Here is a 19,028-nt window from a genome sequence, read left to right on the forward strand (position 1 = left end):
ATTTTGTTATGTCCCCGCACAAGCCGAAACGCGCATGGGGCGCATGGCCATCCGGGCCCGGCACTTTATCAGACGCGCGGGCCAGGTCAGTGTCCGCATGAACCGGACATATATGACAAAATTCAACGAACTGAACCTGAACCCGAAGGTCCTCAAAGCTGTTGAGGAAGCCGGATACGAAACCCCTACCCCAATCCAGGAAGGTGCTATCCCGCCCGCGCTCGAAGGGCGCGACGTGTTGGGGATCGCCCAGACTGGCACCGGCAAAACCGCCAGCTTCACCCTGCCGATGATTACCCTGCTGGCCCGTGGTCGTGCACGCGCGCGTATGCCGCGTTCGCTGGTGCTGTGCCCGACGCGGGAGTTGGCCGCGCAGGTGGCCGAAAACTTCGACACCTATGCCAAGCATGTGAAGCTGACCAAGGCGCTGCTGATCGGCGGCGTCAGCTTCAAGGAACAGGACGCGCTGATCGACCGGGGCGTCGACGTGCTGATCGCCACGCCGGGGCGCCTGCTAGATCATTTCGAGCGCGGCAAGCTGTTGTTGACCGGCGTGCAGGTCATGGTGGTGGACGAAGCCGACCGGATGCTCGACATGGGTTTCATCCCGGATATCGAGCGCATCTTCTCGCTAACGCCGTTTACGCGGCAAACCCTGTTCTTCTCGGCCACTATGGCACCCGAGATCGAGCGGATCACCGACACGTTCCTGTCTGCCCCGGCCCGGGTCGAGGTGGCGCGACAGGCCACGGCATCTGAAACCATCGAACAGGGCGTGGTCATGTTCAAGGGTAGCCGTCGCGATCGCGAAGCCAGCGAAAAGCGCAAGGTGTTGCGCAAGCTGATCGATGCCGAAGGTGACAAATGCACCAACGCGATCATCTTCTGCAACCGCAAGACGGATGTCGACATCTGCGCAAAATCGCTCAAGAAACACGGCTATAACGCGGCGGCGATCCATGGCGATCTGGATCAGTCCCAGCGGACGAAAACGCTGGATGGATTCCGTGATGGTTCCTTGCGGCTGCTGGTCGCCTCGGACGTTGCGGCACGCGGTCTGGATATCCCCTCGGTCAGCCATGTGTTTAACTTTGACGTCCCTGGCCATGCCGAGGATTACGTGCACCGCATCGGCCGCACCGGCCGCGCCGGGCGCGAGGGCAAGGCTGTCACCATTTGCGGACCACGGGACACAAAGGCTCTGGATGCGGTCGAAAAGCTGATCCAGAAGGAAATTCCGCGCCTGGATAGCCCGATCAAGACGGAAACCAAGCCTGAGCCCGCAAAAACCGAACCGAAACGGTCGAAGAGCGAAAAAACCGCCGACGTCAGGAAAAGCAAAGAGCCCAGGGGGCGCAGTCGGGACCGTGGCGAAGGTGGCGATAAGGCCGTTGTGGGAATGGGCGATCACCTGCCCAGTTTCATCGCACTCAGCTTCGAGGAACGCCGCGCCGGATGATACCAGGTGGAACAAGGCATTTTCAAACGCCTTGAAGTGGTTTGAAACCGCTTAAGCCGCTTGCAAGCGGCTTTTTCACTCAACCCATCGATTGATGGCTAGATGACAAGCACGAGCATCAGGATCGAGAGGCCAAGCAAAACGATGCCCGCGATTTCTCGCCGTGCGATGGTTTCTCGAAAGAAAAAGGCTGAGGCCAGGAGGCTGAGAACAAGTTCCACCTGCCCCAGCGCCTTTACATAGGCCGCGTTCTGAAGCGTGAAGGCCAGAAACCAGCAGAACGATCCACCCAGGCTGGTCAGCCCTACGAAAACCGCGGTCCGGCGGGTCTGCCAGACGGCAAGCAGATCTTCTCTGTTGCGCCAGAACAGCCAGGCACCCATCGACACCATCTGAAACGACGTGACGGATGCCAGCGTCACCAGCGCCCGAAACCACGGATCGAGATCTCCCAGCTGCAGCGAGGCACCGCGATAGCTGACGGCAGAAAAGGCAAACAGGACACCTGAACCCAGCCCGAGCTGCGAAGGCCGATTGGTCAGATGCCGCCACCATGCCCCATCCCCGCCCGGTGTTTTGGACAGCAGGAAAACGGCCACCAGCCCCAGGGCAATTGCACCCAGCGCCCCGAACGAAACGCCTTCTCCCAAAATGATGAAGCCGACAATTGCTGTCTGGATCACCTCGGTCTTCTTGAAGGTGATCCCGACCGCGAAATTGCGCTGCTTGAACAAGGCCACCACACAGATTGTCGCCAGAATTTGCGCAGTTCCGCCGATGGCCACGAACATCCAAAAACGCGCCGTCAGCGGTGGCAATTCTGCCGGCGTATTGAACAGCACCAGTACAAGCGCCAGCACTGCCAACGGCGCGGAATAGGCGAAGCGGGCAAAGGTTGCCCCCGCCACTGACAGTTTGATTGTACTCAGCGACTTTTGCAGCATGAACCGCACTGTCTGGAACAGTGCGGCAGCAATGGTGACGGGGATCCACAAGCTCATGGAACCCCTTGTGAATAGAAATCAGTGTTTTGGCCAGAGGGGATGCGGCACCGGGTCTTTCGCATGCCAGAAATACCGCCGAAAGATTTCTGCATAGGACCGATAGACATAGTTGTCATTGCAAGCGAGGTATCGCTCTTTCCCCTCCCGGTACAGTGCGGGCAGCTGATACCAGGCGGCGTTCGGGTTCATGTGATGGACGACATGCAGGTTGTTGTTCAGGAACAGAAACGCCAGCGGACCGCGATCTTCGATGATAACTGTGCGGCCGCGAACGATTTCGTGGGCCCGATGTTCCAGGAATGTCCGGATCTTGAGCAATCCAAGCCCGATATATGCAGAAATCAGAAAGGCCCAGACCGGCATCGGTGACAGCGAAACGATCCACAGCACAACTCCCGCGCCCGGCAGGTGCAGCGCCCAGGCCAACCAGATCGTACGATCCCCCTGCATCGCGCCACGCCATTCATCGGCGAAGAACTTTACCTGTCCGATGGCCGGCCCCAGAACCATTCTGCCGAGAAGTGTGTTGTTTACCGAATAGAGGCCTCTCTTCCACACGGACAGATTATTCCAGACCTCAGGATCCAGAAAATTGGATTCAGGATCGTCATAAGGGTCAGTCAGGTTCGAATCGCGGTGGTGTGCCAGATGCAGATCGCGGAAACGGTTGTAGGGGATGCACAGGGTCAGCGGCAAAGCCATCAACGCCTCGTTCAGCCATTTGATACGGAACGGATGGCCGTGCAGCGCCTCATGAGTCAGCGAGGAATGCAGCGCCGCCACCAATCCCATGACCGGTATGGCAAGCCAAAGGCTTATTCCGGCCAGTATAAAAACAGTCGCCAGCCAGGCCGCATAGCAGGCGACGATCAATAAAAAAGTTCCCCATTCAGGCGTGCCACGACGGGTGCGGGAGTCAGACATTGCGCCCCCACCGAATATTTGCCCATACACGCTCGTAAAAGATGTACATGGTCAGGCCGATCGCGGTGTTCACCACCGCCAAGGTGCCGCCAATCGCAGCAGAGCCTGTGGCCAACAGCCCGACAAACGTCATGGTTGCCAGCCCCATAATGTTCCAGATCACGGCCTTTACGACCGATCTCTTTCGAGTTTCCATTCTGTACCCCATTTTTTGTATTCACAGAATTGTTACGCACAAGCCGGCGCGTTGAAAATTCGGAATATGATTAACAAAATTAATCGGACGTGATAATTATCATCATATGTATGAAAAAATGGACAAACGTGTACGCGCCGCGCAGTTTCGTCTGCGCCTTGCCCGTGCGATGGAAGAAACTCAGATCACGCAAAGCGGATTGGCCCGCCGGATCGGGGTGGACCGTTCCACGGTCTCTCAACTGTTGACGGATGATGGCGCGCGCCTTCCGAATGCGCATGTGATTGGCAGTTGCGCCGAGACCTTGGGGGTTTCTGCCGACTGGTTGCTCAGCCTGTCGGACAGGCCCGAAAGTGCCGCTGAGTTGCTTGCAAGCTCGCTTACGATGACCGAAGCGCCGCGCGCCCTGGTGGACGAACGGATTTTCGAATGGCACCAGCAGGCGGCGGGTTACAAGATTCGGTATGTTCCGGCCACGTTGCCGGATATGCTGAAAACCCGCGCTGTTTTGGAATGGGAATATGCCCCGCATCTCGGGCGGACGGCGGATCAGGCAATCGGGGCCTCTGCCGACCGGCTCAGCTGGATGCGCAGCGCGCAATCCGACTATGAGATTGCGATGCCGCTTTTTGAACTCGACAGTTTTGCCCGTGCGACCGGGTATTACAGCGGCTTACCTGCGGAGGTCAGGCTGGAACAGATCGATCATCTGCTGGAATTGTGCGAGCAGCTCTATCCACGCCTGCGCATCTATCTGTTTGACGCCAAACGTCTTTATTCAGCACCGGTTACGATATTTGGCCCGCTTCTGTGTGTCTTTTACGCGGGCAGTCATTATATGGCGTTTCGTGATCGTGACCGGATCGAGATTTTCACACGGCATTTCGATACTCTGGTGCGCGAGGCTGACCTGACGGCCCGAAACCTGCCGGGGCATTTGATGGAGTTGCGACAAGCGGTCCCGGCCTCGCAATAAGGTTCCTGATCTTCAGACTGGTGCAATATGCGCCGGTCTTGCCTATAATCGTCAGGCGCGAACCAGATGGAAATCCCAACCGGTTGAAGGAAACAGCGGAGGATTCGACGAATGGACGCAATACAGACCGCCGAATATGCCCGGGCGCTCTATTCGGTGCATGGCGACAAGGCCGAGGCCGAAGCAGCGCAAAAGATGCGCGCCTGCGAGGAAGCGGGAAAAACAGATGAAGCCAAAGATTGGGAGGCCGTGCGCCAGGCCATCCGGCAGATCCGGGGACCCAATCAGAGCTAAAACTTTGAAATCGTGAACAAGGACCGTCCCGCAATGCGGGCCGGTCGGTCGCATTGCTCTACAGCTTGGGATCGGGGTTAACGGTCTGACCATCGACCGCAATCACCTGCCCTGACACCAGTCGGGCCGCGTCCGAGGCCAAAAAGACGGCCATGTTGGCGATATCACGGCCTTCGACGAACCGCCCCATCGAAGTGCCCGAGGCATAACCTTGGTAAACCTGATCGCGGGTCATCCCTTTGGCCGCAGCCTCGCGCTCCAGAACGCCTTCCATCCGCGGTCCCTCGACGGCTCCTGGACAGATCACGTTACACCTGACACCATGCGGCCCAAGCTCCATTGCAAGGGTCATGCCCAACCCGACCATTCCCCATTTTGCCGCCGCATAGGGCGCACGGTTGGGATAGCCATATTGCCCGGCGGTGGAGGACGTGATCAGCACCGCGCCGTTGCCTTGCCTTTTCAATATCGGAGCTGCGAATTTCGCACAAAGAAACGCACCTTCCAAATTGACCGCCATACAAGCGCGCCAATCCTCCAGCCGCACGTCCTCGATCAACGCGGTCGGCCCGGCAACACCCGCATTGGCGCAGAGCACGTCCAGCCCGCCCCATTCGGCCTCGATGGTCGCGAACAGGGCGGCCACATCCACCTCGTCCGCGACATCCGCGCGCGTGCGCTGCCACCGCCCGGGGCAATCGGCCAGCGCCGCCTCATCCACGTCCGCCACCCAGACCTGCGCGCCGGATGCGTCAAACGCTTCGGCCATGGCACGTCCGACGCCCGAGGCGCCAGCGGTGATCAGAACTTTCTGCGTCACGCCGGTTTGCGGATCGCGTTGCCCGCCCCCTCAGGATATGGCAGACCGGCTTGCGCTTGCGTGATCCGCGCCAGGGCCGCCTCGATTTCAGCCGACGGCGCACATGGACGTCGGGTTTCGAGGCTAACATGCAGCAGGAAGCTTTCACCGGTGGCCAGTAGCGTGTCGCCCTCGTACATGCTGTGAAACAGGTGCAGCTTCTTGCCCTGCCCCAGCAGCAACTGCGTCCGCACCTCGATCTTCGCGCCCGCATGGGTTTCGTCGAGATGACGGATGTGGGTTTCGGCGGTGAAATAGCTTCCTCCGCTGGCGATGTAATCCGCGTCGCAGCCAATGATCTCCATGAACCGGTCGGTGGAGTTGGCAAAGGCGTCGAGATACCGCGACTCGGTCATGTGGCCGTTATAATCGGTCCAGTCCAGTGGCACCGCGCGGGACAGGGTCAGGATCGGCCGGCTTAGATCCGCCTGATCCAGCGTCGGCAGCGCACCAGGCTTCAACATCGCATCATGCTGGTTCAGCACGGCCCCGGCCCCGTAATTCTGCGCCTTGAGCGCGCGCATCATGCCGACAAGGTTGTTGTCGCGGATGCGCTCCAGTTCGCGGATCGAATGCATGCCCGACTGGGCGTCAGACTGATCGGCAATCAAATCCACCAGTTCGTCGGTGAACTCAGGCACATCCATCAATTTGGTCCAGGGCCATTTCAACGCCGGGCCGAACTGCGCCATGAAATGCCGCATCCCTGCCTCGCCGCCCGCTACGCGATAGGTCTCGAACAGGCCCATCTGCGCCCAGCGGATGCCGAACCCCATGCGGATCGCCTCGTCGATTTCCTCGGTGGTAGCGATGCCGTCCTTGACCAGCCAAAGCGCCTCGCGCCAGACGGCTTCGAGGAACCGGTCGGCGATATGAGCATCGATTTCCTTTTTGACGTGCAGCGGGAAAAAGCCAACTGAGGTCAAAAGTTCCTTGGCCCGCTCGACCGTTTCGGGTGCGTTCTTTTCGGTTGGCACCAATTCGATCAAAGGCAACAGATAGACCGGGTTGAACGGATGCGTCACCACGATCTGCTCAGGCCGAAATGCGCCCTCTTGCAACTCGGACGGCTTGAAGCCACTGGTCGAGGACCCGATGATCGCGGTTGGATCACACGCTTCCTGCAGACCCTTGTAGACCTTAAGTTTCAGGTCCAGCCGTTCCGGCACGCTTTCCTGAATCCATGTGGCCCCTTGCACCGCTTCGGCCAAGTCATCATGGAAGGTCAACGCACCTTCGGCGGGTAGCGGCACGTCGCTCAGCCCTGGCAGAGACCGCCGCGCGTTGTCCAGAACTTCACCAATCTTGCGTTCGGCCTCGGGGTCCGGGTCGAACACCCGCACGTCCCAGCCATTGAGCAGAAACCGCGCGGCCCAGCCGCCGCCGATCACACCGCCACCGATGATTGCTGCTGTTTTCATTGCACTTCCTCAACAAAATTGAGCCCGGTTCGCAAAGCGGACCAGGCCGTGCCCGAACCTCTTCCGGGGGGCTTCGCACCCACCCAGGGTCAGTCGCGGCCCTATGTTTCGCTTACTTCGCCACCGGTGTCCGCTTGGTCAACCCCAACTTCTCTCGCACCTCCTGCGGTCCGATCACTCGCGCACCCATGTTCTCGATGATCGAGCCTGCGCGTTCCACCAACTGCCAGTTTTCGGCCAGCACACCCTTGTCGAGCCACAGATTATCCTCGAGCCCGACACGCACATTGCCGCCTGCCAGTACCGCTGCCGCAGCAAAGGCCATCTGATTGCGCCCCAGCGAGAACGCGCTGAAGGTCCAGTCGTCCGGTACATTGTTCACCATCGCCATGAAGGTGTTCAGATCATCCGGCGCGCCCCACGGCACGCCCATGCAGAGCTGCACCAGAGCGTTGGGTTCCAGAATTCCCTCTTTCACCAACTGTTTCGCAAACCACAGATGGCCGGTGTCAAACGCCTCGATCTCGGGCTTCACCCCCAGATCGGTCATCATCTGCCCCATCGCCCGCAGTGCGCCTGGGGTGTTGGTCATGACATAATCGGCCTCGGCAAAGTTCATGGTGCCGCAATCCAGCGTGCAGATCTCGGGCAGGCATTCGGCCACATGCGCCACGCGTTCCGACGCTCCGATCAGGTCAGTGCCCGCCTCGTTCACTGGGAACGGGCTTTCAACACCGCCAAAGACGATGTCGCCACCCATGCCAGCCGTAAGGTTCAGAACCACATCCACCTCGGAGTCGCGAATGCGATCCGTCACTTCGCGATACAGGTCCAGCCGACGGCTGGGCGCGCCGGTTTCGGGGTCGCGCACATGGCAATGAACCACTGCCGCCCCTGCCTTGGCAGCGGCTATCGCGCTATCCGCAATCTGCTGCGGCGAGCGCGGCACATGAGGGCTGCGATCCTGGGTTCCGCCCGAGCCGGTAACGGCACAGGTGATGAAGACTTCGCGGTTCATTTCCAGAGGCATGGTGTTTTCCCCAAGTTATACCCGGTTTCGCCATGGGTTTTCCCGAGGCTTGTCCCCGGATTCCGATTTGCTTTCGGACGCGACTCTGGCGCAGCTTTGGGTAAACAACTTGCCAAGATGCGAATCGAACTTGATGAAATCCGCGAAAAACATCCTTCAACCCGAACATCGCGCCCTGAAAACGGCGGTACTGGTGCTCGATGAATGCAACACGCTCAGTTTTGCCGCCACGATCGATCCGATGCGCGCGGCCAACCGGCTGGCAGACCGGCCCGCATTCGACTGGGACTACGTCACCGCAACGACGGAACCGGCGGTGCTGACCAGCGCGCTGAACGTTCCGGGCATCCCATTGGCGCGGCTGCAATCCTGCGACCTGATGATCGTCGTAGCGGGGTTCCAACTTGCCCGCCACGCAACCCCCAGCCTGCTGGCCGGTCTGCGCCGCATTGCCTCGACGGGCGCCGCGATGGCAGGCATCGATGGCGGGCCTTGGCTTCTGGCCGAAGCCGGATTGCTGAACGGCCATGCCGCGACCACGCATTGGGAAGACCTGGACAATTTCGCCGGTCGTTTTCCCGAAGTCACCGTGCTGCGGGACCGGTTCACAGTGTCAGGAAACCGGCTGACTTCGGGCGGTGCCATTCCAGCGATCGAAATGATGCTGCATATCATTGCCGCGCGTCACGGCGCAGGCTTTGCCGCGCGTGTTTCCGGCCTGTTCCTCTATGATGGCGCGCCCGCGCCCAGCAAGCCGCAAAGCCGCACCGGAGCGCCGCACCGCCACAACGCCCTGACCGCCAAGGCAAATGCCCTGATGGAATCGTCGCTGGACGAACCTCTGCCGTTGTTCGAGATCGCCGACACGCTGGGCACCAGCCCGCGCACATTGCAACAGCAATTCCGCCTGCGTCTGAACACCACGCCGCAGGATCACTATCTGCAACTGCGCCTGGCGGAGGCCCGCCGTCTGGTCACCGATACTGATATGCCGCTGATGGATGTGGCACTGGCCACCGGCTTTACTTCACAATCCAGTTTCGCGCGCGCTTTCCGAACCGCGCATGGTTTGTCGGCGCGCGACCTCAGACAGGAAAACGCCCAGCCGACGCACCACTGACGGGCAGTTGCCTTGCCTTGTTAAAACTACTCCGGGGGAGTCACATTTGGAGTGACAGGGGCAGCGCCCCCTCCCCTCAATAGGGCATCGGGTACGCGTGGTGGGCCGCAGAGATTTCGGCCAGCACGTCATCTGACAGGCGCACGTCCATACCGCTCAGGATATGCTCCAACTGCGGCAGGGCCGTCGCTCCGAAAATTGCCGACATCATGAAGGGCCGCGTGCCACACCAGGCCAGCGCCATGTGAACCGGGTCCAGCCCATGCCGTTCCGCAATGTCCAGATAGGCCCCGACCGCTTCGAATGTTCGTGGCCCCTTGCGCCCGCCCATTTGGGGCACCAGCGACATGCGCGAGCCGGCGGGTACTGCGCCGCGCTGATATTTACCGGTCAGGAAACCGGCCCCGAGCGGTGAAAACGCCATCAGACCCACGTCTTCGTTCACGCTCAGTTCCGACATGTCCGTATCGTACAACCGGCAGAGCAGAGAGTATTCGTTTTGTACAGATGCCACGCGGGGCCATCCCCGTTCTTCGGCGGCCCTGAGCCATTGCGCGGTGCCCCAGGCGCTTTCGTTCGACAAGCCAAAGGCGCGGATGTTGCCCTTGTCCACCTGCCGCTGCAGCGCCTCCAGACATTCTTCGATATTCGCAACCGTCGAGGTGCGGTCCTGTTTCGAAGGGTCGTAGTGCCAGTTCTGCCGGAACATGTAGCTGCCCCGATTCGGCCAGTGAAACTGATAAAGATCGATATAGTCCGTCCTGAGCCGCCGCAGGGAACCCTCGACCGCCTCGGGAATGGTCTGGCCCGAAACGGGCGCCCCACCGCGAACATGCATGAAGCCTGCGCCCGAATGTTTGGTCGCCAGAACATAGTCGCCACGGCGGCCGGGATGGGCGGCGTTCCAGTTCCCGATGATGGCCTCGCTGCCGCCGACGGTCTCTTGGGTGACCGGATTGACCGGGTACATCTCGGCCGTATCGACAAAATTCACGCCAGCCGCCAATGCCATGTCGATCTGCGTATGCGCCTCGGCCTCGGAGGTCTGGGTTCCAAAGGTCATGGTGCCGAGGCACAATTCACTGACCAGTATCCCCGAGCGACCCAACGGGTTCATTTTCATCCGCACACCTTTCTGCCTGCATCGAGGCGAACCTAACCGGTCTGCCACAGGGGACAAGCCCCTTGAGGTCCGTCCGAAATTCCGCCAGCCTTCCGCCGGAGCGCAGGAGGATGTTATGGCGCAAAAAATCACCAAGGGAATCAAAACCCTGCTGGCCGAAGCCAATGCGGTCGTGGAAACGATGTCGGTAGCAGAGGCGAAGAATTTGCATGACGATCCCGCCTTTGTCTTTGTCGACTTGCGAGACATCCGCGAATTGCAGCGTCAGGGCCAGATCCCCGGCGCGTTTTCCTGTCCGCGCGGGATGCTGGAATTCTGGATCGACCCTGACAGCCCCTACCACAAGGACATCTTCAATCAGGACAAGACCTATGTCTTTTACTGTGCCAGCGCCTGGCGGTCGGCGCTGAGCGCCAAAGTGGCGCAGGAAATGGGTTTGAAACCCGTCAAGCATCTGGAAGGCGGTTTTACGGAATGGGTGAACCAAGGCGGACCGGTATTAAAAAAAGATTGAGGTGGTCCAGTGGTATTATCGGGGTCCAATGACCGCCATTCGCGGCAATCCCCGTGCGAGACGAACCTGCCGAGCGCCAGCACGCTGAACTTCAAATGCTGGTGGCGATGAGCCAGCAACCCCATGCGACAAGTGCCACCCCAAGAATTCGGCTCAGGTACCGCCCGTTCGGCAGCGTTTTCTCGGCCAGAACCGCAATTGTAAGGACGGCGACCCACGGCAGATTCATGACGCCCAAAACAAACAATAGCGCCATGAGCATCCAGCAGCATCCAAGACAGTAGAACCCGTGATGCACTCCCATCCGGGCAGCGCCCCATGTACCCCCTCTCCAGTAGGTCGTCAGAAACCCAAGCGGCGAGCGGCAATGATCGAGACACCTGTCCTTCAACCGGGTCCATTGAAAAGCTCCGGCCAAAACCAAAACAAATCCGCCAAACACCGGTTCGACTTTACCCATCATGGATGTCAGAGCACCGCCCGTGTGCAACCACCAGTTCAGAAGCGTGGCTGCGAGCGAAAAACCCAACCAAATCAACAGATAACCCGAAACAAAGGCAAAAGTTGGCGCAAAAGGCCGACCGGCTTTTTCGCGCCTGGCGCGTACCTTTTCAAAGATCAGAACAGTCGGAGTGACTGATGGCAGCATCATAGCGAACATCATCACCGCCCACATGATGAACATAAAAAGAAAATCGGCTGCCGACCATTTCATGGTCATTGGCATTGCCATGCTGCCTTCCGTTGTTCCGAATGACACGGCCAGACCAAGATAGATCGTGTAAATCCACGCCAACAGGGCAAGTATTACCAGCGCCCCGATTACAAGGGTGCGGTCACGCCGTGTTATCCCAACGCTCATCGAATACGATCTTTGCGATTCGGCCCGAGCATCAACCGGCCCAAGAGATTTGACCGGTGACGCCCGATCTGCCCTCCCAACTGGTCGGCATCTCGTCGTCGTTCCACACGGTGCCGTGGCTTGGCGCAAGATCACCTTCGTGATCATCATGGCCGAACGCGAGGCTGAACGCCGCATTCTTTAACTTCATCCTGTTGCCAAGATCGTTGACCAGCCGGCTTGATTTCAGCTCACCTATTCCGGCAAGAGAAACACTCAGCGTTCCATCCGCCTCAGATACGGTGATGGTAACGCGCTTGCTGGGCAGCCAGGATGACAGCAGGCTGGCCGGTACTTCCATGCCACCGCCCGATGCGCCCTGCAGGATTTTTTCAATCGCTGAGGCCTGTTCGCTGCTGGCGCTGTCGTCTATGTAAACACGCCCTGTACCATTGGCATCGAACAATGTCGGCCCCGGGAAATGCAGAGAGACAACCGCATTCTGCCCGGAAAGGTCAACGCCGTCGTATGTGCCTTCCCGAATTCGCAGAAGCAATGAAGTGGCACAATAACCCTGATCCATTAACATCAATTCGGCTTGTCCAAACCAGCAAGGACACAGCATGTTGCAACTGCAGGTTTCGACAAGTTCTCCGGATACATTCCAAACCATCGGATTCCCCCCAAACTTTGGCTTGTTCCATTCGAACATGCCAAAAATAGCACAAAATCACGCATTTTGTTAGGGGAACGGCTGCAAAGGCCATTTGATGCGCGTCGCCCTTGTGGAGTCTGGGCGGTCAATTTCCGACACGGATTTTTCTTGTCGGCCCACACCCGCTTCCTTGCCATGCTTGAGAACAAATGAGGAACATGATAGATGTCATCCATGTCACCTCATATTCTCAGCCGCAAGCCTGCGCGCGATATGCCCGAGCTTTGCCTGCATCCTCAGATCACCCTGCCGCTTGCCCGCGTGCACGAGGCCTGCGGCCCGGCGCGGCGCAGCTTTGCCCTGTGGCTGGCGGGGCGGATGCAGGGGCCGGTTCTGTGGATCTCGCCCGCGTGGGAGGCCGATCAGCTGAACCCGGACGGGATGATGCCGTTCGCCGATCCGGCGCGGTTCCTGTTCGTGCGGCCCGAACGCGCCGATGATATGCTGTGGTGCCTGGAAGAGGCGCTGCGCAGCGGGGCGGTGCCGCTGGTCGTGGGCGATCTGCCCGATGCGCCGGGGCTGACGCCGGTGCGACGGATGCATCTGGCCGCCGAACAGGGCGGCGCGATGGGACAGGCGCCGCTGGGGCTGCTGCTGACCCCCGGCGAAGGTGGCGCGCAGGGGATCGAGACGCGCTGGCACATGGCCCCCGCACATCAGGGCGAGACACGGCGCTGGACCCTGACCCGCCGCCGTGCCCGCGCCCTGCCCCCGGCGTCATGGCTGGCCATGCAGACCGCCCCGCGCGCGCCGTTGCAGCTGGAACGGACCGAAGCCGGGGACATGGCGGGCTGAGCGGTCTGCAAACCAACTTGTTACTGGCCAAACGATGCCGCCCCCCGTAGCGTTCCCCGCATGACCCACCCGATCCATGACAGCCGCTATTCGTGGCTCCGACTGCTGGTCACGCTTGCCATCGCGGCGGTGGCCAATGTCGGCATGTGGGCGGTTATCGTCGTCATGCCGGATATCGAAACGCAATTCGGCGCGGGGCGGGCCGAGGCCTCGCTGCCCTTCACGCTGACGATGATCGGCTTTGCCCTGGGTAATATGTGGCTGGGACAACTGGTCGACCGGCTGGGTGTCACCCGCGCCCTGATCGGCGCGGCCATTGTCAGCTCGGTCAGCTATGGTCTGGCGGTGCTGGCGCCCTCGATCACCATTCTGGCTATGGTGCACATCCTCGTGGGGTTGGGCGCAGCCATCGGTTTCGGGCCTCTCATCGCGGATATTTCGCACTGGTTCATACGGCGACGCGGCATCGCGGTGGCGCTGGTGGCGAGCGGCAACTACCTGTCGGGAGCAATCTGGCCGACCTTGCTGGCGGGCACTCTGGCCGAGAACGGCTGGCAGCAGGTTTATTTGAACCTGGCTATCATCACCCCGCTCGCCGTGATCCCGTTGTCTTTGCTGTTGCGACGGCAACTCCCACCTGACGCCCATGACACGGCGGCGACCGCGGCGCGGCTGAACGCCAGGAGCGCCGGGCTGTCGCCGCGTACGCTGCAATACGTTCTCGGCCTTGCCGGGATCGGATGCTGCGTCGCCATGTCGATGCCGCAGGTCCATATCGTTTCCTATTGCGTAGGGCTTGGGTACGGCCCGGCGGTCGGAGCGGAAATGCTGTCGCTGATGCTGCTTGGCGGTGTGGTCAGCCGCGTCGTTTCGGGCCTTGTGGCCGACCGGCTGGGCGGGGTGCGGACCGTGCTGATCGGATCGGTGCTGCAATGCACCGCGCTGTTTTTGTTCCTTCCGTTTGACGGAATGGTTTCGCTTTATCTCATCAGTGCGCTTTTCGGTCTGTCCCAGGGCGGGATCGTGCCCGGCTATGCGTTGATCGTGCGGGAATACATGCCGCCGCGCGAAGCGGGCGCACGGGTTGGGTTCGTGCTGATGCTTACGATCCTCGGCATGGCTTTGGGCGGCTGGATGTCCGGCTGGATCTATGACCTGAGCGGAAGTTACCGGCTCGCCTTTGTCAACGGCATCGCCTGGAATGGCATGAACATTGCGATCATCCTGATGCTGCTGATGCGCTCGCGCCCGAGGCGACAGGAAGCCTTGGCATGAAAAGGCGCCGGACAAGCCCGAGTGTCCCGGCGGTGAACGGATCGTTGCTGTTCCGACGCAGTTTGCTGTTGATGATTTCGTTCCTATTACTGGCCACCATCGCGCTTGCTGCACCAACCCGGTACGAGCTGGACGCCAGCCATTCGAATGTCGCCTTTCAGTTCAAACTTGCCGGGACCAATCAGTTCGGAACCATGCCGGTTCGCTCTGCCGACATTCTGATCGACCTGCGAAATCTGGCCCGCAGCCAGGTTGACGTGACCGTGGATGCAACTCGGGTCAGGACGAATTTCGGCTTTGCTCGCAATGCCATGCTGAGCGCGCAAGTGTTGGACGTGGCCAAATACCCAAGCATTCGCTTTGTCTCGACAAGAATCGAACTGGGCAAGGGCGGGCGGCTGTCGGACGGGGCGCGGGTCATCGGCAATCTGACTCTGCGCGGCGTTACCCGCCCGATCACGCTGCAGGCAAATCTCTATCGCAAGGCGGGAAGTTCGCCCGACGACCTGAACGATCTCAGCATTCAGTTGCGCGGACAACTCAGCCGCAGCGCGTTCGGGGCCACCGGGTTTCCAGATCTGGTGACAGATATGGTGGTTCTGGACATAAAAGCCGTCCTCAAGCGCATCAACTAGTCATCGCATCGCCCAAAACCGACGCCAAAAAGTCGAGAATCCACGTGCAATGCGGCGGCGGACAGTCATGTTAGGGAGGTTATGCGAACGATTATTTCCTTTGCCGCCCTCTTTTTGTCCGTCATTCTGCTGCAGCTTTCCACGGGCGGTGTCGGCCCGCTGGATGCGATTTCCGGGATGACGCTCGGATTTTCGACCGAACAGATCGGTCTTTTGGGGTCGGCTCATTTCCTTGGTTTTTTCATTGGTTGCTGGTGGGCACCGCGCCTGATGGGCAGCGTCGGACATTCCCGCGCCTTTGCCGCCTTTACCGCGATGGGGGCGATGGGGCTGATTGGGCATACATTGACGGAAAATCCGAACCATTGGGCAATGCTTCGAATTGCGTCAGGAATGTGTGTGGCAGGCAGTTATACGGTGATCGAGGCGTGGCTGAACGCCAAGGTCAACAACGAAACCCGCGGCCGCGCCACCGGCATTTACCGGATCGTCGACATGAGCGCCTCGCTGAGCGCGCAGCTGATCATCGCGATTTTGCCACCGGCCTCGTATGTGTCCTACAATCTGCTCGCGATCCTGTGCTGCATGGCGCTTCTGCCGCTGACGCTGACCAAGGCCAGCCAACCCGAGACACCGGACGCCCCGCGCCTGCGGCCCAAACTGGCCTGGCATTGTTCGCCGCTGGCCGTGGCCGGTGTGATCGTCGCGGCGCTGAGTTCGGCCTCGTTCCGTATGGTCGGTCCGGTTTACGGGCAAGGCGTTGGCCTGGGTGTTGACCAGATCGCCATTTTCCTCGCCTCATTCGTCCTTGGCGGAGCGCTGGCGCAATATCCGATGGGGTGGCTGGCGGACAAATATGACCGCCGTTGGGTTCTGATCTGGCTGTCGGTCGCCGCCGTGATGAGTTGCGGTGTGACCATGGCCGCCAGCGGCACCGGTACGGTTGGCGTCATGCTGGCGGCGAGCCTTTTCGGTTTCACCACCTTTCCGATCTTCTCGGTCTCGGCGGCGCATGCGAATGACTTTGCCACATCCGAACAGCGGGTCGAGTTGTCGGCGGCGCTAATGTTCTTTTACGCATTGGGAGCGATCGCGTCGCCCTATGTCTCGTCCTCACTGATCGAAGCCTATGGTCCTACCGCCCTGTTTGCGTATGTCGCGTTGGGGCATGTGTTCCTGATCATATTCGGCCTGACCCGGATGCGGGCGCGCCCGACCCCCGAGGACCGCACCCACTATGTCTATTCTCCGCGCACGTCGTTCACGATCGGGCGTCTGCTCAAAAGATCCCGCGAAGGGAAATAGTCAAAAAAATGGGGCCGGGAAATCCCGGCCCACTTCGTCACGTGACGCTGCCACCATGTCTCAATGCTGCAGTTTCTCTGTCTCTTCAGGTGTTTGTTCAGACTCGGGCTGGCTTTCCGCCGGGCGTTGCTCCAGCGCGCCGTTTACCAAGCCGCCAACGCCCTGCTCCATCGACAGGCCCAGTTCTTCGCCCAGCTTTTTCAGCGCGGGCATCTGAACCGCCATACCCATGATCGAATCCAGCGCCTGATTGACGACCGGCTTGTCGCCGCTTGCCGCAGCGCCACCGGACGTGGCGCCAATGCCGCCGACCTGATGAATTTTGATCGAGTCGATCTTTTCGGCCGGCTTCACCATTTCCGCGATGATCGAGGGCATGGTTTCGATCCGGGTCAGATCAACCTTCATGCGGATCTGCTCGGATGAAAGCGCATTGTCAGCTTCGACAATCGCGCGCTTGCCTTCGGCCTCGGCCAGCATGTCGTTCTTCTTGGCCTCTGCCCGGATGTTGAGCGCGTCGGCCTCGGCCTGAGCCTCCTCACGGCGCGCTTCGGCGCGGTCGGCAGCGGCCTCTTTCTCGGCCTGCGCGGCCAGTCGGATGGCGGTTGCCTGACGCTCTGCCTCGCGCGTGGCTTCGATCAGGGCGATCTGCTTCTGACGCTCGGCCTCGGCTACTTCGCGGGCTGTCACCACAGCTTCGGTCGCCTTGGTCGCTTCGGCGCGGGCCAGGTCAGCCGATGCACGCGCACGGCTTTCCTCTTCGGATTTCTGCGCAATGATGATCTGACGCTCCTGTTCCGCCACTTCCAGTTCACGTTCCTTGGCGATCTCGGCGTCGCGGATTTTGCGTTCGCGCTCGATTTCCGCGGCGCGGATCGCTTCCTCACGCGCGATACGGGCGCGTTCGGTTTCGCGGATGCTATCCTCGGTCCGGGCGGCGATCTCGGCTTCCTGCGCCACGCGCAGGGTTTCAACCTGTTGTGTCTGCTCAATGCGCGCCTGCTCTTCATCCTTTTCGATCAACAGCTTCTGACGCTGAGCTTCCATCGCGGCGCGGCGAACCTCGACCTCGGCCTCGGCATCAATCTGCGCGCGCTCTTTCTTTGAGGTCGCGATAACCTCGGCCAGCTTGCGCATACCAACCGCGTTAAAGGCGTTGTTTTCGTCCAGTGCCTCGAACGGCGTCTGGTCCAGCGCGGTCAGTGAGACCGATTCCAGCGACAAACCGTTTTTCAGCAGATCCTCGGAAACCGCATTCTGCACCTCTTGCACAAAATCGGCGCGGTTTTCATGCAGCTCGTCCATGGTCATCTGGGCCGCCACGGCGCGCAGGCCGTCGATCAGTTTGCCTTCGATCATTTCGCGCAGTTGCTCGACATCGAAGGTGCGGGAACCAAGGGTTTGCGCGGCCCGAGCGATGCCCTCTTCGGTGGCCATGACCGAGACGTAGAATTCGACGCCAACATCCACGCGCATGCGGTCCTTGGTGATCAGCGCGGCCTCACCGTTGCGCTGCACCTCAAGGCGCAGGGTTTTCATATTGACGGGGCTGACTTCGTGTAGCAGCGGCACGATGATGACGCCGCCATCCATGATAACCTTTTTGCCGCCGGCCCCGGTTTTCACCAGGCTGATCTCGCGGGTGGCGCGACGATAAAGGCGGCCAAGCACAAGGCCGATGAACAGCACGACGGCCAGAATAGTCGCAACTGCGGTGATCAGGAATGTAAGTTCCATGCAAATTCCTCCGTGATGGGGTTTGAAATTTCGCTAGTCTGACAAGCCGACCAGAACGAACCGGTCGCGCCGTCGGTCACGCAGCACAAGCACCTCGGTACCCTGTGCCAGCACGTCTTTGTCTTGCAGGGGTTCGGCCCTCAGGTAATGTGAATTGCCGAACCGGTCGGTCACGCGCACCTCGGCCGGGCGGCCCCGCGCTGCAGTCCCTTGCGTGACCACGCCACGGCGGCGTGCCAGCATCCGTTCCGAGGTCGCCTCGGTTTCGGTTTTCGGCAACAGGCGGGCAAAGACGCCGCCAAAGCCACGGGCGAACCACAGGCCAAAAGCACCGGCTGGGATCGCGGCCATCCACGACGGCAGGTCGAGCCCCAGCAGATCGCGCAGCGCCAGTTGCAGGCCCATGCCCGAAAGGCCAAAGCCCGCCAGCAGCACCGCAAGCCAGATCATGACGGGAACTTTCCCAAGCCCGAACCACGCCAGAGGACCCGCCGGAGCCGCGCCGGGGGCCTCGGCCTCGACCTCTGCCAGTTCAAAATCGCCCAGATCGATATCGGCATCGATATCCACCTCGAACTCACCGATATCCAGATCGGGGCCATCGGCCAGGTCGAGATCGACCTCGCCTTCACCCGCGATCAGGCTGCCACCCAGCAACAGCGCCACCACTTCCAGCGCCAGAAGGCCGAACAGAAGCGTAAGCGCAAAGGTAAAGGGCACAAATGCACCCTCAAGCAGGAAGTCGAACATCAGCAGGTTGCCCTCGTTATTGTATACCTTTGTATACATATTAGATGGGGAATCA

At 60.3% G+C, this 19,028-nt stretch carries 20 protein-coding genes; 9 read left to right on the forward strand and 11 right to left on the reverse strand.

The window, feature by feature from the left end; all coding sequences use genetic code 11:
• Positions 1–112: 112 nt before the first annotated feature.
• Entirely contained in the window at positions 113–1,459 is a 1,347-nt protein-coding gene (locus ACR0AO_RS06995) for a DEAD/DEAH box helicase (RefSeq protein ID WP_480601778.1), read from the forward strand.
• A 98-nt stretch (positions 1,460–1,557) separates the two neighbouring features.
• On the opposite strand, the gene ACR0AO_RS07000 is transcribed toward ACR0AO_RS06995, so the two are convergent.
• Genes ACR0AO_RS07000 through ACR0AO_RS07010 form a run of 3 tightly spaced genes read right to left on the reverse strand, consistent with a single transcriptional unit; the run spans position 1,558 to position 3,583 of the window.
• On the reverse strand, positions 1,558–2,460 hold the full coding sequence (locus ACR0AO_RS07000; RefSeq protein WP_480601601.1) for an EamA family transporter: 903 nt from the start codon (positions 2,458–2,460) through the stop codon (positions 1,558–1,560).
• A gap of 21 nt (positions 2,461–2,481) precedes the next feature.
• The gene (locus ACR0AO_RS07005; RefSeq protein WP_480601604.1) at positions 2,482–3,387 is read right to left on the reverse strand and encodes a fatty acid desaturase; all 906 of its coding nucleotides are present in this window, start codon (positions 3,385–3,387) and stop codon (positions 2,482–2,484) included.
• Entirely contained in the window at positions 3,380–3,583 is a 204-nt protein-coding gene (locus ACR0AO_RS07010; RefSeq protein WP_480601607.1) for a DUF2061 domain-containing protein, read from the reverse strand. The genes ACR0AO_RS07005 and ACR0AO_RS07010 overlap by 8 nt, the downstream gene beginning before the upstream one ends.
• Positions 3,584–3,689: 106 nt before the next feature.
• Between ACR0AO_RS07010 and ACR0AO_RS07015 the strand changes: the two genes are divergently transcribed.
• Positions 3,690–4,559: a helix-turn-helix domain-containing protein gene (locus ACR0AO_RS07015; protein WP_480601610.1), complete on the forward strand. Its 870-nt coding sequence runs from the start codon at positions 3,690–3,692 to the stop codon at positions 4,557–4,559.
• A gap of 111 nt (positions 4,560–4,670) precedes the next feature.
• Positions 4,671–4,853 carry a hypothetical protein gene (locus ACR0AO_RS07020; protein WP_480601612.1) on the forward strand — a complete coding sequence of 61 codons (183 nt, stop codon included), beginning with the start codon at positions 4,671–4,673 and terminating at the stop codon, positions 4,851–4,853.
• Positions 4,854–4,911: 58 nt separating this feature from the next.
• Here ACR0AO_RS07020 and ACR0AO_RS07025 read toward each other — a convergent pair whose 3' ends face one another.
• From ACR0AO_RS07025 to bcoG, 3 genes are all read right to left on the reverse strand, one after another.
• Complete coding sequence (locus ACR0AO_RS07025; protein WP_480601614.1) at positions 4,912–5,673, reverse strand: SDR family oxidoreductase; 762 nt, start codon at positions 5,671–5,673, stop codon at positions 4,912–4,914.
• Positions 5,670–7,133: a carnitine 3-dehydrogenase gene (locus tag ACR0AO_RS07030; protein WP_480601616.1), complete on the reverse strand. Its 1,464-nt coding sequence runs from the start codon at positions 7,131–7,133 to the stop codon at positions 5,670–5,672. The genes ACR0AO_RS07025 and ACR0AO_RS07030 overlap by 4 nt, the downstream gene beginning before the upstream one ends.
• A 112-nt stretch (positions 7,134–7,245) precedes the next feature.
• Entirely contained in the window at positions 7,246–8,163 is a 918-nt protein-coding gene (gene bcoG / locus ACR0AO_RS07035; protein ID WP_480601619.1) for a 3-dehydrocarnitine:acetyl-CoA trimethylamine transferase BcoG, read from the reverse strand.
• Between the two features lie 133 nt (positions 8,164–8,296).
• Here bcoG and ACR0AO_RS07040 point away from each other — a divergent pair, with 133 nt between their 5' ends.
• Positions 8,297–9,283, forward strand: a complete 987-nt coding sequence (locus ACR0AO_RS07040; protein WP_480601622.1) for a GlxA family transcriptional regulator — start codon at positions 8,297–8,299, stop codon at positions 9,281–9,283.
• 76 nt (positions 9,284–9,359) lie between these two features.
• Here ACR0AO_RS07040 and ACR0AO_RS07045 read toward each other — a convergent pair whose 3' ends face one another.
• Positions 9,360–10,406 carry an aldo/keto reductase gene (locus ACR0AO_RS07045; protein WP_480601625.1) on the reverse strand — a complete coding sequence of 349 codons (1,047 nt, stop codon included), beginning with the start codon at positions 10,404–10,406 and terminating at the stop codon, positions 9,360–9,362.
• Between the two features lie 115 nt (positions 10,407–10,521).
• Here ACR0AO_RS07045 and ACR0AO_RS07050 point away from each other — a divergent pair, with 115 nt between their 5' ends.
• Positions 10,522–10,920: a rhodanese-like domain-containing protein gene (locus ACR0AO_RS07050; RefSeq protein ID WP_480601628.1), complete on the forward strand. Its 399-nt coding sequence runs from the start codon at positions 10,522–10,524 to the stop codon at positions 10,918–10,920.
• 91 nt (positions 10,921–11,011) lie between these two features.
• Here ACR0AO_RS07050 and ACR0AO_RS07055 read toward each other — a convergent pair whose 3' ends face one another.
• Positions 11,012–11,782 (reverse strand): DUF2182 domain-containing protein, encoded by a 771-nt coding sequence (locus tag ACR0AO_RS07055; protein WP_480601630.1) that lies wholly within the window; start codon positions 11,780–11,782, stop codon positions 11,012–11,014.
• Between the two features lie 31 nt (positions 11,783–11,813).
• Entirely contained in the window at positions 11,814–12,434 is a 621-nt protein-coding gene (locus ACR0AO_RS07060; protein ID WP_480601632.1) for a DUF1326 domain-containing protein, read from the reverse strand.
• 216 nt (positions 12,435–12,650) lie between these two features.
• On the opposite strand from ACR0AO_RS07060, the gene ACR0AO_RS07065 reads away from it, so the two are divergent.
• The 4 genes from ACR0AO_RS07065 to ACR0AO_RS07080 all read left to right on the forward strand — a co-directional run bounded on the left by ACR0AO_RS07065 (position 12,651) and on the right by ACR0AO_RS07080 (position 16,486).
• A complete protein-coding gene (locus tag ACR0AO_RS07065) occupies positions 12,651–13,271 on the forward strand; it encodes an ImuA family protein (protein ID WP_480601634.1) in 621 nt (206 codons plus the stop codon).
• Positions 13,272–13,331: 60 nt separating this feature from the next.
• A complete protein-coding gene (locus tag ACR0AO_RS07070) occupies positions 13,332–14,546 on the forward strand; it encodes an MFS transporter (RefSeq protein ID WP_480601636.1) in 1,215 nt (404 codons plus the stop codon).
• Complete coding sequence (locus ACR0AO_RS07075; protein ID WP_480601638.1) at positions 14,543–15,181, forward strand: YceI family protein; 639 nt, start codon at positions 14,543–14,545, stop codon at positions 15,179–15,181. The genes ACR0AO_RS07070 and ACR0AO_RS07075 overlap by 4 nt, the downstream gene beginning before the upstream one ends.
• Before the next feature lie 81 nt (positions 15,182–15,262).
• On the forward strand, positions 15,263–16,486 hold the full coding sequence (locus ACR0AO_RS07080) for an MFS transporter (protein WP_480601640.1): 1,224 nt from the start codon (positions 15,263–15,265) through the stop codon (positions 16,484–16,486).
• A gap of 60 nt (positions 16,487–16,546) precedes the next feature.
• Here ACR0AO_RS07080 and ACR0AO_RS07085 read toward each other — a convergent pair whose 3' ends face one another.
• Positions 16,547–18,223, reverse strand: coding sequence for a flotillin family protein (locus ACR0AO_RS07085; RefSeq protein ID WP_480601642.1), 1,677 nt, complete (start codon positions 18,221–18,223; stop codon positions 16,547–16,549).
• A 33-nt stretch (positions 18,224–18,256) separates the two neighbouring features.
• On the reverse strand, positions 18,257–19,012 hold the full coding sequence (locus tag ACR0AO_RS07090) for an OB-fold-containig protein (protein WP_480601645.1): 756 nt from the start codon (positions 19,010–19,012) through the stop codon (positions 18,257–18,259).
• Positions 19,013–19,028: the final 16 nt, after the last annotated feature.

The organism is Ruegeria sp. AF8 (genome assembly GCF_056541825.1).